The sequence below is a fragment of the Agrobacterium sp. LR_9 genome (assembly GCF_041954855.1).
In the GTDB taxonomy this organism is placed as follows: Bacteria; Pseudomonadota; Alphaproteobacteria; order Rhizobiales; family Rhizobiaceae; genus Agrobacterium; species Agrobacterium leguminum.
The window spans coordinates 46,230-62,176 of record NZ_JAVAYA010000001.1; the positions used below are offsets into that span (position 1 = coordinate 46,230).

Consider the following 15,947-nt stretch of genomic DNA (forward strand, 5'->3'; position numbering starts at 1 on the left):
TTCCGTTACGCCTGTTCCGCGAGCAGCTTGGTACGTTCCGCCTCGACCGTCGAAACGTCGGAAGCCGGAATGTAATAATCGCGATTGTAGTTGAAGGTATGGGCGATGGAGACCGCGATGATGGCGAGCATCGACAGAGCCGCAAGCCACCAGATGTGCCATACCAGGGCGAAGCCGAGAACCACGCTGATGGCGCTGATGATCACGCCCGCGCCGGTGTTCTTCGGCATATGGATCGGGATGAAGCCTTCCTTGGGACGGCTGTAACCGCGCTTCTTCATATCCGCCCAGGCGTCGACATCGTGGATGACGGGCGTGAAGGCGAAGTTGTAGGCGGGCGGCGGCGAAGACGTCGACCATTCCAGCGTACGGCCGTTATAGGGGTCGCCGGTCACGTCACGCAGCTTGTCGCGCTTCAGGAAGCTGACGATGAGCTGGATGACGAAGGAGGCGATGCCGAGCGCGATCAGGAAGGCGCCGAAGGCGGCGATCACGAACCAGATCTGCAGGGAATTGTCCTCGAACTGGCTGATACGGCGGGTAATCCCCATCAGGCCGAGAATATAAAGCGGCATGAAGGCGAAATAGAAACCGATGAACCAGAACCAGAAGGACAGCTTGCCCCAAAACGGATCGAGCCGGTATCCGAAGGCCTTCGGGAACCAGTAGACGATACCCGCAAGCACACCGAACACCACGCCACCGATGATGGTGTTGTGGAAGTGGGCGATCAGGAACAGCGAGTTGTGCAGCACGAAGTCCGCCGGCGGAACGGCGAGGAGAACGCCGGTCATGCCGCCGATGACGAAGGTGATCATGAAGCCGATCGTCCACAGCATCGGGACATCGAACTTGATGCGGCCCTTATACATGGTGAAGAGCCAGTTGAAGATCTTGGCACCCGTCGGGATCGAGATGATCATCGTGGTGATGCCGAAGAAAGCATTCACGCTTGCACCGGAACCCATGGTGAAGAAGTGGTGCAGCCACACGATATAGGCGAGGATGGTGATGACGCCCGTGGCGTAAACCATCGAGGCATAACCGAAGAGACGCTTGCGGGAGAACGTTGCAACGATTTCCGAGAAGACGCCGAATGCCGGCAGGACCAGGATGTAAACTTCGGGGTGGCCCCAGATCCAGATGAGGTTGACATACATCATCGGGTTGCCGCCGAGATCGTTGGTGAAGAAGTTGGTGCCAACGTAACGGTCGAGGGTGAGAAGTGCCAGCGTGCCGGTCAGGATCGGGAAGGAGGCCACGATCAGGATGTTCGAACACAGCGATGTCCAGACGAAGATCGGCAGGCGCATCATGGTCATGCCAGGCGCGCGCATCTTGATGATCGTCACGATCAGGTTGATGCCCGATAGCGTCGTTCCCACACCGGCGATCTGCAGACCCCAGATGTAATAATCCACCCCGACTCCCGGGCTTCCATCGATGCCGGAAAGCGGCGGATAGGCCAGCCAGCCGGTCTGCGCATATTCACCGATGAACAGCGAGATCATGGTGATGACGGCGCCGGCCGTGGTCATCCAGAAGGAGAAGTTGTTGAGGAAGGGGAACGAAACGTCGCGGGCGCCGATCTGCAGCGGCACGACGAAGTTCATCAGACCCGTGATCATCGGCATGGCCATGAAGAAGATCATGATGACGCCGTGGGCCGTGAAGATCTGGTCGTAATGGTGCGGCGGAAGGTAACCTTCCGATCCGCCCGACGCGATCGCCTGCTGGACGCGCATCATGATGGCATCGGCGAAACCGCGCAGCAGCATGACGAGCGCCAGAATGATGTACATGATACCGATCTTCTTGTGATCGATGCTCGTGAACCATTCATTCCAGAGATAGCCCCAGAGGCGGAAATAGGTGAGGGCGCCGACGACGGCGATACCGCCCAGAGCCACGGCCGCGAAGGTTGCGACAAGAATGGGCTCGTGAAGCGGGATGGACTCCCATGTCAGCTTCCCGAACAGGAACGACGTTTGATCGGAATTGACGATCATTTTTAGCCTCTTGCGATTCTAAGACATAAGATCGGCGCAGCCATTGGCCGCGCCGCATAATGCCGGGACGTATCCGTCAGCCAGCGACTTGTTTCGTTTCCGGCAGCGCCGCAGGCTCGAAAGTCTGTCCTTCGAGCGCAGCCGGAGTGGATTGGGGACCGCTGGCGACGCCAAAGGGCGCAAGCGGCGTGCAGACGACGGAATTCAGCGCCTTGGCGATATCGATGCCTTCCTTGCCGCCGCCGCCATTGGCGTCGATATGCATCATGTCGCGCATGCAGAGCTTGTTGGGCTCGACGCAGCGGTTGAGAATGGCGCTGTAGAGTTCGGGATCGACCGAAGCGAAATATTGTACCGGCTCGCGTTCGGAAGGCTTGGCGAATTCCAGATATTCCTGACGGCCGAAGCCCTTGCCGCCCTCTTTCGCCTTGGCAACCCACTGGTCGAAGCCCTGCTGGCTCAGGCCATGGAACTTGAAGCGCATGTGGGAGAAGCCGGGGCCGGAGAAGTTGGCCGAGAAGCCGTCATAAACGCCTTCCTTGTTGATGACCGCGTGCAGCTTGGTCTGCATGCCGCCCATGGCGTAGATCTGGCCGGCGAGCGCGGGCACGAAGAAGGAGTTCATTGCCGTCGTGCCGGTGATCTTGAAATTGATCGGAACATCGACCGGAGCGGCGAATTCATTGACGCTGCCAATGCCGAGTTCGGGATAGAAGAACAGCCACTTCCAGTCCATGGCCACCACTTCCACCGTGATCGGTTTGACATCGGCGGTCACCTGACGGTTCTCGTCGATACGCTCCAGCGGACGATAGGGGTCGAGACGGTGAGTGGAAATCCAGGTCACCGTGCCGAGCATCAGGATGATGGCGACCGGAGCCGACCAGATCACCATTTCAAGGCGCGTGGAGTGGTGCCATTCGGGATCGTAATCCTCGGCCTTTGCCGATTCCCGATATTTCCATGCGAAGAAAATCGTCAGGACGATGACGGGGACGATGATCAGCAGCATCAAGACCGTGGACGTGATGATAAGATCGCGCTGCTGGATGGCGACGTCGCCCGAAGGGTTCATCACCACGAGGTTACAGCCGCTGAGCAGCAGCAGAGCCGGGATTGCCAGAAGGGCGGATAGGATTTTTTTGATCGTGCGCACGTTCTTTGAACTCGTACAGTTTGGATTATGACGCGAATAATTGCCGAACATCATTTTTCAAATGAGGTATATTGTCGCGGTGCAGCGAAACCTTCGCGATGCACCATGTCTCGGGCAGAGCTGCGTTTAAGGACGGAGCGCGTGCATTATCGCATGGTCAGCTGACTGGGCAACCCTTTATTGCCAAACTTCAATTGACGTTACGTAGGGTGCGTGTGACAATCCGCCGCATCGTAACGCAACGGAAGAGGAGCCGGCGCGTTACAGGAAATGGTTCGTCCATGACGCAGGAGGGATATTATGAGTTATACGAATGCTGCTCCATCCTTTGGGCAGGCGCCGGAGGCGAACGGAAATGGGGTCGGTCCCGTCAAGGTCGATCCGGATCGCATCACGATTGCGGTCATTCTTGCGAGAATGACGGAATTCTTTGACTTTTTCATCTATGCCATCGCCTCCGCGCTCGTTTTCCCCCACGTCTTCTTTTCTTTCGTCGACCCGCTGACGGCGACGCTCTATTCCTTCGCGGTTTTCTCACTGGCCTTTATCGCAAGGCCTATCGGCTCGCTGATCTTCCTCCAGATCGACCGCAAATTCGGGCGCGCCGTGAAGCTGATGGCCGCTCTCTTCACGCTCTGTGGTTCCACCATGGCGATCAGCTTTCTTCCGTCCTATGCGGAAGCGGGCATGCTTGCCCCCTGTCTTCTGGCGGTGTTCCGCATCGGCCAGGGCCTTGGGCTCGGCGGCGCATGGGACGGTCTGGTGTCGCTGCTCGCCATGAATGCGCCGCAGAAACAGCGCGGCTGGTACGCCATGATGCCGCAGATCGGTGCGGCCATGGGCTTCGGTCTCGCCAGCGCCTTTTTCATCGTCTTCGTCACACAGCTTTCCAATGCGGAATTCCTCGCCTGGGGCTGGCGTTTCCCCTTCTTCGTGGCGCTGGCGCTGAATGTTCTCGCGCTCTTCGCCCGCTTGCGCATGATCGTGACGCCGGAATTTCAGGCCATGCTGGAACAGCACGAGCTGGAACCGCGCCCCATGTTCAAGATGCTGCGCTCGCAGTTTCCGGTGGTCCTCACGGGAGCGTTCGTGCCGCTGGCAAGCTTTGCGCTCTTCCATCTGGTCACCGTCTTCCCGCTGAGTTGGGTTTCGCTCAACACCAGCCAGCGTGTCTCGGACTTCCTGTTCGTGCAATTCGTCAGCGCCATCATCGCCGGCGGGATGATCGTGGTCTCCGGTATTCTGGCCGACAGGATCGGCCGGCGGAAGCTTCTGGCCATCGCGGCGGTGCTGATCGGCCTTTTCAGTCTGGTTGCACCGGTTCTTCTTGGTTCCGGTGATATTGGCCGTTATCTCTTTGTGCTGATCGGCTTTTCTCTGCTTGGCCTGTCCTTCGGTCAGGCAGGCGGCGCGCTTGCTTCCCGCTTCAGCCGTGAGTACCGCTATACCGGCGCGTCGCTCACCTCGGATATTTCCTGGCTGATCGGTGCTGGCTTCGCACCGCTCGTCGCGCTCGGATTTTCGTCCAAATTCGGCCTTTTCGCGGTCGGCATTTACCTGATGTCGGGTGCGCTCTGCACGCTGATTGCCCTCTGGTTCAGCCGCACGCTGGACATGCCTTCGGAGTGATCCGGGCAATTTAAAAATCTCTGCAGCCATCGCGCCGCGGAATCCTGTCGGATTTCGCGGCGTTTTTGTTTTTTTATTGCGCCGGGTCGATTTTAATCTTGACTTGGTCGATCATGAAATATTATGTAAGCAATACTGACGTAATTCAGTGTATCTCACTGCCGGAAAGCCGGCCTTCAGGGAACGCGATGCGAACGACGACGATCATTATTTGCGAAAAAGCGGCCATCGCCGCCAAGCCGTTTGACGGCCGCAAAACGACCGTTCGCGCCATTAAACGCCGCTAAGCAGAAGAATGAGGAGCAGCCAGGTCGCCTGCGGCTCCGCCCGCAGAGTGCCGGCTGACGCGCCGGGTTTCGGGAAAGAGGGCGATGCCGCGCGAAATGCGCAACGAGAGGAGAGTGCCTTGAGTGTGACGGAGCAAAAATTCGGCCTTTACGATGCGGCTTTTGAAAAAAGCAGCTGTGGTGTCGGTTTCATCACCCGCAAGGACGGCGTGCAGACGCATGATGTGCTGAAGCGCGGCCACGAGGCTCTCTGTGCCGTGCCGCATCGCGGCGGCATGTCGGCGGAAGGTGTCGGGGATGGCGCGGGCGTATCGCTGGATTTGTCGCTCTCTTTCTTTCGGGAATTGACCGGTGAGGACGGCTTGCAGGCCGGCCGGTTCGGCGTCGGCAATTTTTTCCTGCCGCAAAATCCGGCTTTCCACGGCGAGGCTGTCGGTATCATCGCAAACGCCCTCAAAGAGCAGGGCTTTTTAATCCTGCTCGTTCGCGATGTGCCGGTGAATGATGCGGCCATCCGTCCTGCCGCCATCCCTTACCAGTTGCCAATCCGCCAATGGGTCTTTTCGGCTCCGGCCGAATGCGCAACCCTCGCCGAATTCGACTGGCGCATCCACAAGGCGCTGCTGGCCATCGAGGCGCTGGCCTATACCGTGCCGGAACTCGCCGGCTTTTATCCGCTGTCGCTCAGCGCCCGCACGCAGGTTCTGAAGGGCCGCCTGAACTCCCATGAGGTCATGCCCTATTTCTGCGATCTCACAGATCCGCGCCATGAAGTGCATACGATGTATTTCCACACGCGGTTCTCCACCAATACCGATCCGCATCCTTCCATGGCGCAGCCCTTCCGTCTGATGGCGCATAATGGCGAGCTCAACACCGACAAGAAGAACCGGCTGTCGGAAGCGGCCGTGGCGCTGGCAAAGAATGCCAGCATCATCCGGCCGAAAGGCCAGTCGGACAGCTGCCGTCTGGATCAGACCCTGCAGGCACGGGTGATGGAAGACGGTCTCGACCTCGTCACCGCCGTGGTCTCGATGATGCCGCCAGCCTGGGAAAATGACGATACCCTGTCACCGGGTGTGAAGGCGATGCTGGAATATTTCTCGCTCTATGAGGAGAAGAATGACGGCCCGGCCGCGCTGATCTTCGGCGACGGCACCATAATCGGCGCGCGGCTCGATCGCCTCGGCCTGCGCCCGCTGCGCACCGTCGAGACGGAAGATTATCTCTGCGTCATGTCGGAGGCCGGGCAGATCGCCTTTCCGGCGGAAAGCGTCATCCGCCGCGGCCGCATCGAGGCGGGCGGCATGCTTTATTACGACCATGCAGAACGCCGCGCCTTTTCCACCGTCGAGGCGCTGGAGCTTCTCGCCTCACGCCGCGAATATTCATCCCTGTTGCGCGAAGCCCGTGTCATGCTGGAAGATCTGCCGGAAGTGCCGGCGGAAAAGCAGGGCTCGCCGCTGCGTTACAATGGCGATCTGGAGCGCCACCAGCGTTATGTCGCCTATTCGCATAATCAGGAAAGCTTCAAGTTCCTGATGGACCCGATGCTGGCCTCAGGCGCGGAAAAGATTTCGGCGATGGGTTACGGGAATGCCATCAATGCGCTGTCCGATCAGGAAGGCGGGGTTGCGAAGTATTTCTCACAGCGCTTCGCGCAGGTCACCAATCCTCCGCTCGACAGTATTCGTGAGGCCGACGGTATGACGTTGCGTGTCGCCCTCGGTGCGAAGCCGAACAGCGGTGCGAAGAAGGCCCGCCAGATCGTCGTGCGCTCTCCGATCCTGACCCATCTCGATATGCTGCGCATCCGCGAGCAGTCGGAGACGCCCCTTCGACGTTTTGAAATGCTTTATTCGCCGGTCTTCGATGTTGCTGAAGCCAACGAAACCGCGCTGCGGCAGGCAATCGATGATCTCTGCGATGAGGTTGTGGCTTTCGCAGCTGAGGAAGGCGGCATCGCCGTCATTACCGACCGGCATGTCTCGGCAGGCCGTGCGGCCTTGCCGATGATCATGGTCGTCTCCGCCATCAATCAGCGGCTGATCGAGGAAGGTCTACGGCTGCGCATTTCCCTGATCGTGGAAAGTGGCCAGTTTTCTTCCTCGCATCACATAGCAGCTGGCCTCGGCTTCGGCGCTTCTGCCGTCTATCCGCTTGGCGTGCAGTTCCGCGCCGAGGAGAAATTCGGAGCCGATGCCGACAAGGCATTCAAGCGTTTTGCCAAGGCGGCGGAAAAGTCGCTGATGAAGACCATGGGCAAGGTCGGCCTGTGTACGGCGGAAAGCTATATCGGCGGCGAGTTCTTCGAGCCGAACTTCCTCGATACCGACGATGCGGTACTGAAGCGCTATTTCCCGAATGTGAAGACCCCGGTTGGCGGCGTCAACTTCGCCGTCATCGCGCAGGCGGTGGCGGACTGGCACCGCAAGGCGCTGTCCGTGAAGGGCGAAAACGACATTCCGCTGCTCGGTCTCTTCAAGGAGCGTGCGGAAGGCGCCGGCCATTCCTATGGCACGACGGCGGTACGCGGTTTCGTGGATATGACGGAAGAAAAGATCGGTTTCGACAGGGGAACCGAAAACGAGGAGGCTTTGCGCCTGCTGCCGCTCAACCGGTTGGAAGATGCCTTCGGTCTCAACGATGCGGCCTATTATCACAACAGCTTCGACCGGCTGACCCCGGATGCCATCGACAAATTCGAGGTAACGCCCGGTTATCGCGCTTTCGCCCGCATGATGACGGAAGAAAGGGCGCGCCGCCCCGCCGCTCTGCGCGATGTTCTGGAATTGCCCGCCGATGTGACCTTCGCCGGTTCCGCAGAAGAATTCCGTCGGGAAATGGGCCGTTTTTCCCGGCAGGGCAATAATAGCTTCATGGTGCGCGGATTGCGTTGCGAAGAGGCGGGAGACGGCGCTTTCCGGCTGCAATTGACCGGCCCGCACGGTCATGAGCTTGCCCGGCTTGCCGCACTCGGCCAGTCGTTGCTCGACCGTTTCGGTGCGGATATTCCCGGCCACTGGCTGGAAGGTGGCGCGCTCATGGTCCAGGCGCAGGGTGAAGCATCCGCCTATCTCTCGCTTATCCGCACTGCACCGGAAAGCATTCCGCTCGATGCCGTACAGAAGGCGAGCGAGATCACCAAGACCTTGGCATCGGGCGCCATGAGCCACGGCGCGCTGGTTGCCGCCGCCCATGAGGCGGTTGCCCATGGCACCAACATGGTCGGCGGTATGTCGAATTCGGGCGAGGGCGGCGAGCATATTTCCCGTTATGGCACCATCCGTGCCTCGCGCATCAAGCAGTTCGCTTCCGGCCGCTTCGGCGTCTGGGCCGGTTATCTTGCCGATCCGATGCTGGAAGAGATAGAGATCAAGATCGGTCAGGGCGCAAAGCCAGGCGAGGGCGGGCAGTTGCCGTCTCCCAAGGTGACGGTGGAAATCGCCGCCGCGCGTGGCGGCACGCCGGGCGTCGAGCTTGTCTCGCCGCCGCCGCATCACGATACCTATTCCATCGAGGATCTGGCCCAGCTCATCCATGACGCCAAGGCGGCGCGCGTGCGCGTCATCGTCAAGCTGGTCTCGTCGGAAGGCATCGGCACGATTGCGGTCGGCGTCGCCAAGGCGGGGGCGGATGTCATCAATGTCGCAGGCAATACCGGCGGCACGGGTGCGGCGGCTGTCACCAGCCTCAAATACACCGGCCGCGCGGCGGAGATCGGCATTGCCGAGGTGCATCAGGCGCTTTGCGCCACCGGCCTGCGCGCCAAGGTGCTGCTGCGCTGCTCCGGCGCGCACCAGACGGCAAGCGACGTGGTGAAATCGGCACTCCTCGGCGGCGACAGTTTCGAATTCGGCACGACGGCGCTGATGATGCTGAAATGCGTCATGGCCAAGAACTGCAACATCAAGTGCCCGGCCGGTCTCACCACCAATCAGGAAGCCTTCAACGGCGATCCCCGCGCGCTGGCGCAATATCTCATGAACATCGCCCATGAAACGCGCGAGATTTTGGCCGGGCTTGGGGTTGCCTCGCTGCGGGAAGCACGCGGCCGTTCCGATCTTCTTCATCTCCTCGATCATCCGGCAAGCGTCGGCCAGCTTGACCTCAGGGCAATGCTCGCCGTGGTCGAAGAGGTGAAGATCGACAGCCCGGTCTATATGGAAAAGGACTTCTGCCTCGACGATGCCTTCATCGAACTCGTGCGTTCGGCGCTGGTCGACAGCAAGCGCGAGAACATCGAACTTGGCGGCAATCGTTTCCTCAACAATTGCAACAAGAGCGTCGGCGGTCAGCTCGCCGTCGATATCGAACGCATGCTGAACCATGAGCTTTCCGACGAAGAGGCGGATGCTCTGCCGGCCGTGAAGCGGGACAGCCGTGGCCGCCGGTTCCTGGAGGCGGGTTCGGTGCGCATCGATACCTCCGGTTCCGCCGGGCAGTCCTTCGGCGCTTTCTGCAATGACGGCATGGTCATGGTCCATACCGGCACCTGCAATGACGGCGTCGGCAAAAGCGCCTGCGGCGGCACCATCGTCGTGCGCTCCCCCGGCGGCGGCTCGGAAGAGGCGGGCGGCAACGTGCTGGTCGGCAATTTCGCGCTGTTCGGCGCCACCGGCGGCCGCACCTTCGTGGAGGGGCAGGCGGGCGACCGTTTCGCGGTGCGTAACTCCGGCGCCACCGCCGTCGTCGAAGGCGTGGGTGATTTCGCCTGCGAATATATGACCAACGGCGCGGTCCTGAACCTCGGCAGCTTCGGCAAGGGTTTCGGCAACGGCATGAGCGGCGGCTTCGTCTACCAGTATGATCCATACGGCGATCTGCCGAAGAAAGTCAGCCACGATTCCATCCTGCTTGGCGCGATCACCGGTGAGGATGAACAGGCTGCTATTCATAATCAGGCCGTCCACCGGCTTCTGACCTGGCATGTCGCAGAAACCGGCTCGGCCAAGGCGGCATGGCTTCTGGAAAACTGGGAAAGTGAACAGCACAACTTCGTTTACGGCATGCCGCGCGCCCTGCTGCTTTATCAGGATAGCGATGAGATCCGGAAGGCGAAGCCCCGCAAGGAACTGCTGGAGGAACTGGCATCCGCGCTTGCCGCTCATCAACTGCGCAAGTTCAAGCTCGCCTATCGCGACCGCAAGGCCGTCCTGAACGGAACGGTGCCGGGTTATGGCGAGACGGATACCGAGGAGATGTACGCGCTGCTCAACAATTATACCGTGTTGAGCATGGCGCAGGCCATCGCCCTGCAGCGGCTGCCGATGGCGTCGGGTCCTTCCGACCCGGCAATTGAAAAAGCCGTGCGCAATCTCATCCTCACGGAAGACTATGCGCTGATGCAGCGGTTGCTGAAATATGCCCGCGAGGCGCTTTCGGACCATGGCGATGAACAGCTTGCGGTGATGATCGCCGCCAAGCGTCTCGACGATTACAAGCAGGCGCTGGCCCGCAGGAACATCTGGTCGGTGGACAGCCCCGGCACCTATGGCTGGATCATTCAGCAGAACCGGAAAAACATCGAGAAGATCGGCCGTCTGCCGGGCTTCGAGGAGCTTTTCGCAGCCCGCGCCATTCCCGACCTCGCCACCGCATCCAGCCATAGGGCAGCATGATGAAGATACCTTATATTCCCGAAGACGCGCCCTTCAACGGTGATCAGCGCGCATGGCTTTCCGGTTTTCTGGCGGGGCTCCATTCCCGCGCCGCCATCGGCCTGGAGACATCGGTTGCCGCCGCTGCTCCCAGGGCAGTGGCCAGCGTGCTGAATATTCTCTTCGGCACTCAGACCGGCAATGCGGAGGCGCTGGCGATGGATATTGCCGCCGCCGCCCGCGCGCAGGGCATGCAGCCGGTGGTGACGGCACTCGATGATGTCTCGATGGACAGTCTCGGCGCCATGAAGCGGGTCATCGTCGTCACCTCGACCTATGGCGAAGGTGAAATGCCTGATAATGCCCAGCTTTTCTGGGAAGCGCTCGCCGCGGACAGCGCGCCGCGTCTGGACGAGATGAATTTTGCCGTGCTCGCGCTCGGCGATACCGGCTATGACGGCTTCTGCCAGGCGGGCAAGCTTATCGATACGCGGTTCGAACAACTCGGCGGCAAGCGTATGAAGACGCGTATCGATTGCGATATCGACTTCGAAGATGCCGCCGCCGCATGGATCGGCGAGACCCTGCCGCTCGCGCTTGCTGTCGATGGCGGCAATGCGGCATCTGTCACCATGCCTGACATCGCCGAGCCGCCCGTGCGGGCAAAACAGGGCTGGGGCCGCAGAAATCCCTATTCGGCTGAGGTAAGCGTCAATCGCCGCCTGTCCGGTCCCGGCTCATCCAAGGAAATTCGCCACTACGAATTCGATCTCGGCGAAAGTGGTCTGGACTATGAGGCGGGTGATGCTCTTGGCGTCGTGCCCCTGAACGATCCGAAACTGGCCGGCGCGCTGCTGGAACACTTCGGAGCGGCTGCGGATAGCCAAATCGCCGGGCTGGACCGGCCGGTCGGCGATGCGCTTCTCAACATGTTCGAGATATCGACGCCTTCGCGCGAACTCGTCGCCGAAATCGGCAAGCGGGCGGGGCATGACGAACTCATCCACATTCTCGCAAACGGAGACGGGGAGCAACTGGCCGCCTTTCTCTGGAGCAAGGATATTCTCGACCTCATCAATCTTGGCGGAAAGCCGCTATTCGATGTTGCTGAATTTGTGACATTCCTGAAGCCGCTGCAACATCGCGCCTATTCCATTTCTTCCAGCCCGCTCGTCGCAAAAAATACCGTGCATCTGACCATCGCCAGCGTGCGTTATCGCGCCGAGGGCCGTGAGCGTGGGGGCGTGTGCTCCACCTATCTCGCCGACCGCGTGGAGGCCGGGCAGAGTGCCGGGATTTTCGTCTCGCCGAATAAGGCGTTTCGTGTGCCGCAGGACAATGACGCGCCTATGATCATGGTGGGACCGGGTACGGGCATCGCGCCCTTCCGGGCTTTTTTGCAGGAACGGCAAGCCCGAGGCGCAAACGGCAAAAACTGGCTGTTTTTCGGCGACCAGCACCGGCAGTCGGATTTCATCTATGAAAACGAGCTTGGCGACATGAGCCGCGATGGTGTGCTCACCCGCCTCGACCTTGCTTTCTCGCGGGATCAGGCGGAGAAGATCTATGTCCAGACCCGCATGCGGCAGAACGGCAAGGCGCTCTATCAATGGCTTGAAGAGGGCGGTTATTTCTACGTCTGCGGCGACGCGACCCGCATGGCGAAGGACGTCGATGATGCCCTGCACGGCATCGTCAGCGAGGAGGCCGGCATCTCCGCTGAGGCGGCGAGCGAGTATGTGAACAGGCTGAAACGCGAAAAACGTTATCTGCGCGACGTCTACTAACTATTGCCATGACGAGACCGTTCTGGCGCACCGATTGCTCAGCAATTGGTGCAGACGGTCTCGGCGTCGCGTTGCTTAAAGAAATACTCCCGGCCGATGGTGATCGACTTCACCCCGGACGAGGCAAGATCGGGCATGAACATCAGCAATTCATGCGGGATGGAAAGTTCGACGTGGATGAGAAAGCTGTTTTCCACGAGCAGGCGCGTCGGAACGGCGACCGGTGACCCCACCGCATAGGGTCTCAGATTTTTCTCATCCCAGGACCAGGTGATTTTCGCCTGTTTTTGCGCGTCGATCTTGATGCCGCTGATCTTCAGCTGCAGACCCTTGGTGCTGTAGGGCGCAAACACGGCGGCTGCGACGTCCTGCATGCCCGCGAGATAGGTTTTATCGACGGAACCTGTTTTCGATATCAGATCGTTGATGGAGGCTGCAGCGGTGCTTGCCCGCTTGTAGGTGTTGTATCCGATCGTCAATTCGAACGAGGTCAGATAAAGCGCAAGCAATATCGGAAAGAGGATCGCGAACTCCACCGCACCCACGCCACGGCGATCTTTGGCAAAGCGTGAAACGAGCGCCATCAGACGTCGTTTGCCGTTTGCCGCAACGGACACCAGCCCTGCCATCATGAGCCCCCGCCTGTGATGTATTTCTCGTTCATGAACGCATTTGTCGCGACGATGAGGAAATGTGAGGGCATCGATCCGTCGGCCGGACGTATTTTCGTCAGGTATGGTCGGATGATATCGGCAACCACACGCCAGCGATAATAGACACGCAACATGTTGATGGTTTCCGGCCCGCCCGGCTTGAAGCCGAATTGGGCGGTGTCGAGATCGTAATATTCGCCATAGGCCTTCAGCGGTATCGTGGTCGGAATATCCTTGAAGGCGGTAAAGGAGCGAAGATCGATATAGAGCTTCTGTTCTTTTTGGATTTCATCCGCTGAGCAGGTGATCATCACCGAGACTTCATTGCAGAAGCTCTTGCGGAAATCCTCTTTCGAAATCGAGCTGCTGATCTGCCCGGTGCGCAGACGCCGCGCCATGTTTTCGGTGGCATTGGCGACGACCTGTTCCGCCATCAGGGCGATGAAGGTCTCGATGATCGCAAAGACGACGAGGAAATAGGGGATCGCGAGTATCGCGAATTCTATAGCCGCTGTCCCGTCGCGCGAGACTCCGAATTTTTCCAGCAATGGCTTCAGTCTGGCCAGTCGCATGAGGCGATATCGATCTCTAAGAATATGCGGCAAGCGCAACCGTTGAATTTGTTGCGGACCATAACCACCCGATGTTTAAATTCAGTTACTCCAACGAATTATACTTTAGTGATTTCCGAAATTGATACGGCCCAAAATATAAAAGCCCGGCACATGCCGGGCTTTTGTTGACGCTGAAACGGGCGCTTATTCGGCATCCGCTTTGGACAGAACCTCCAGCGTGGGTGTGGAAGTGATGTTATAACCACAGTCCACATAATGGCATTCGCCGGTTACGCCGCGCGACAGATTGGACAGCAGGTAAAGCGCCGATCCGCCGATATCGTCGATATCCGCGGTCCGCCGAAGCGGTGCGTTTTTCTGGTTCCATGCGTAGATCGCCCGCGCATCCGAGATGCCGGCGCCCGCCAGCGTGCGGACCGGACCGGCCGAGATGGCGTTGACGCGAATATCGCGCGGGCCGTAATCGGCAGCGAGATAGCGCACGGACGCTTCAAGAGCCGCCTTGGCGACGCCCATGACATTGTAGTTCGGAATGACGCGCTGCGAACCATTATAGGTCAGCGTCAGCATGGAGCCGCCATTGGTCATCAACTCGGCGGCGCGCTTGGCGATTTCCGTGAAGGAGAAACAGGAAATGACCATGGTGCGGCTGAAATTCTCGCGGGTCGTATCCGCGTAGAGGCCCTTCAGCTCGTTCTTGTCGGAAAAGCCGATGGCATGGACGATAAAATCCAGCGAGCCCCATTTTTCGCGGATCGTCGCGAACAGGGCGTCGACCGAGGCGATATCCTCGACATCGCATGGTACGATGAAATCGGATCCGAGCTCGGCGGCGAGCGGTTTCACACGCTTGCCGAGCGCTTCACCCTGATAGGTGAAGGCCAGTTCCGCGCCCTGTGCCGCAAGCGCCTTGGAGATACCCCAGGCGATGGAATGATTGTTTGCGACGCCCATGATGAGGCCGCGTTTACCCTGCATGATGCCGTTCATGGGCAATTATCCGTTATGACGCTGGAAGACGAGCGTGGCGTTGGTGCCGCCGAAGCCGAAGGAGTTGGAAAGGATGGTGTCGATCTTGGCGTTGTCGATGCGGCTGCGAACGATCGGAACGCCCGCAAATTCGGGATCGAGCTCGGAAATATGCGCGCTTTCGCCGATGAAGCGTTCCTGCATCATCAACAGGCCGTAGATCGATTCCTGCACGCCGGCCGCACCCAGCGAATGGCCGGTGAGCGACTTGGTCGACTGGATATGCGGAATCTTGTCGCCGAAGACTTCCCGGATCGCGCCGATTTCCTTGCTGTCGCCAACCGGCGTCGATGTGCCGTGGGTATTGATGTAGTCAATGTCACCCTTCACGGTGGAAAGCGCCTGCCGCATGCAGCGGATCGCGCCTTCGCCTGAAGGCGCCACCATGTCGTAACCGTCGGAGGTCGCGCCGTAACCGACGATCTCGGCGTAAATCTTCGCACCGCGCGCCTTGGCATGTTCCAGCTCTTCGAGAACCAGCACGCCCGCACCGCCGGCAATCACGAAACCGTCGCGGTTGACGTCATAGGCGCGCGAGGCGGCGCTCGGTGTCTCGTTATATTTGGACGACATGGCGCCCATGGCGTCGAAGAGGTTGGACATGGACCAGTCGAGATCCTCATGGCCGCCCGCAAACATCACGTCCTGCTTGCCCCACTGGATCATTTCGGCAGCGTTGCCGATGCAATGCGCCGAGGTGGAGCAGGCCGACGAGATGGAGTAGTTGACGCCATGGATCTTGAACCAGGTAGCAAGCGTCGCAGAGGCGGTGGATGACATGGCCTTCGGCACGGCAAAGGGGCCAATGCGCTTAGGGCTGTTGTTCTTCAGCGTGATATCGGCTGCCTCGACGATGGTGCGCGTGGAAGGACCGCCCGAACCCATGATGATGCCAGTGCGCTCATTGCCGCTGATGTCGCTCTCTTCGAGACCGGAATCGGCGATGGCCTGCTTCATGGCGACATGGTTCCACGCGCCGCCCTGCGACAGGAAGCGCATGGCGCGGCGGTCGACCAGATCGGTCGGGTCGAGAGACGGCTTGCCCCAGACCTGGCATTTGAAACCGTGTTCGGCAAAATCCGGCGAAAATGAAATGCCGGATTTGGCATTGCGCAGCGATGCGGTGACTTCAGCGGCATCACCGCCGATGGAAGAAACAATACCGAGGCCGGTGACAACAACTCGTCTCATGAAAGGGACCTTTTCTTAAGATTTCGGCTGG

At 59.6% G+C, this 15,947-nt stretch carries 9 protein-coding genes; 3 read left to right on the forward strand and 6 right to left on the reverse strand.

Going from position 1 to position 15,947, the window contains the following annotated elements:
- Positions 1–5: 5 nt before the first annotated feature.
- Positions 6–2,009, reverse strand: a complete 2,004-nt coding sequence (gene cyoB, locus RAC79_RS00235; RefSeq protein ID WP_125145102.1) for a cytochrome o ubiquinol oxidase subunit I — start codon at positions 2,007–2,009, stop codon at positions 6–8.
- Between the two features lie 76 nt (positions 2,010–2,085).
- Positions 2,086–3,216, reverse strand: coding sequence for a ubiquinol oxidase subunit II (gene cyoA / locus RAC79_RS00240; protein ID WP_065654756.1), 1,131 nt, complete (start codon positions 3,214–3,216; stop codon positions 2,086–2,088).
- A gap of 249 nt (positions 3,217–3,465) precedes the next feature.
- Here cyoA and RAC79_RS00245 point away from each other — a divergent pair, with 249 nt between their 5' ends.
- From RAC79_RS00245 to RAC79_RS00255, 3 genes are all read left to right on the forward strand, one after another.
- A complete protein-coding gene (locus tag RAC79_RS00245; RefSeq protein WP_065654755.1) occupies positions 3,466–4,794 on the forward strand; it encodes an MFS transporter in 1,329 nt (442 codons plus the stop codon).
- Positions 4,795–5,200: 406 nt separating this feature from the next.
- Positions 5,201–10,702 (forward strand): glutamate synthase-related protein, encoded by a 5,502-nt coding sequence (locus RAC79_RS00250; RefSeq protein ID WP_174043784.1) that lies wholly within the window; start codon positions 5,201–5,203, stop codon positions 10,700–10,702.
- Positions 10,699–12,468: a sulfite reductase subunit alpha gene (locus tag RAC79_RS00255; protein WP_174038695.1), complete on the forward strand. Its 1,770-nt coding sequence runs from the start codon at positions 10,699–10,701 to the stop codon at positions 12,466–12,468. Before RAC79_RS00250 ends, RAC79_RS00255 begins: the two co-directional genes overlap by 4 nt.
- A 38-nt stretch (positions 12,469–12,506) precedes the next feature.
- Here RAC79_RS00255 and RAC79_RS00260 read toward each other — a convergent pair whose 3' ends face one another.
- The 4 genes from RAC79_RS00260 to fabB form a co-directional block, all read right to left on the reverse strand.
- Entirely contained in the window at positions 12,507–13,100 is a 594-nt protein-coding gene (locus RAC79_RS00260) for a TadE/TadG family type IV pilus assembly protein (protein WP_003524372.1), read from the reverse strand.
- Complete coding sequence (locus RAC79_RS00265) at positions 13,097–13,693, reverse strand: TadE/TadG family type IV pilus assembly protein (protein ID WP_003524373.1); 597 nt, start codon at positions 13,691–13,693, stop codon at positions 13,097–13,099. The genes RAC79_RS00260 and RAC79_RS00265 overlap by 4 nt, the downstream gene beginning before the upstream one ends.
- Before the next feature lie 186 nt (positions 13,694–13,879).
- Positions 13,880–14,686 carry an enoyl-ACP reductase FabI gene (fabI, locus tag RAC79_RS00270; protein ID WP_020812529.1) on the reverse strand — a complete coding sequence of 269 codons (807 nt, stop codon included), beginning with the start codon at positions 14,684–14,686 and terminating at the stop codon, positions 13,880–13,882.
- Between the two features lie 6 nt (positions 14,687–14,692).
- Positions 14,693–15,916, reverse strand: coding sequence for a beta-ketoacyl-ACP synthase I (fabB, locus tag RAC79_RS00275; RefSeq protein WP_065654750.1), 1,224 nt, complete (start codon positions 15,914–15,916; stop codon positions 14,693–14,695).
- Positions 15,917–15,947 lie beyond the last annotated feature (31 nt).

Coding starts and splice junctions, on each gene's coding strand:
- RAC79_RS00260 (WP_003524372.1), bottom strand. CDS start 13,100: ATGATGGCAGGGCTGGTGTCCGTTGCGGCAAACGGCAAACGACGTCTG.
- cyoA (WP_065654756.1), bottom strand. CDS start 3,216: ATGTTCGGCAATTATTCGCGTCATAATCCAAACTGTACGAGTTCAAAG.
- RAC79_RS00265 (WP_003524373.1), bottom strand. CDS start 13,693: ATGCGACTGGCCAGACTGAAGCCATTGCTGGAAAAATTCGGAGTCTCG.
- fabI (WP_020812529.1), bottom strand. CDS start 14,686: ATGAACGGCATCATGCAGGGTAAACGCGGCCTCATCATGGGCGTCGCA.
- RAC79_RS00245 (WP_065654755.1), top strand. CDS start 3,466: ATGAGTTATACGAATGCTGCTCCATCCTTTGGGCAGGCGCCGGAGGCG.
- RAC79_RS00255 (WP_174038695.1), top strand. CDS start 10,699: ATGATGAAGATACCTTATATTCCCGAAGACGCGCCCTTCAACGGTGAT.
- cyoB (WP_125145102.1), bottom strand. CDS start 2,009: ATGATCGTCAATTCCGATCAAACGTCGTTCCTGTTCGGGAAGCTGACA.
- fabB (WP_065654750.1), bottom strand. CDS start 15,916: ATGAGACGAGTTGTTGTCACCGGCCTCGGTATTGTTTCTTCCATCGGC.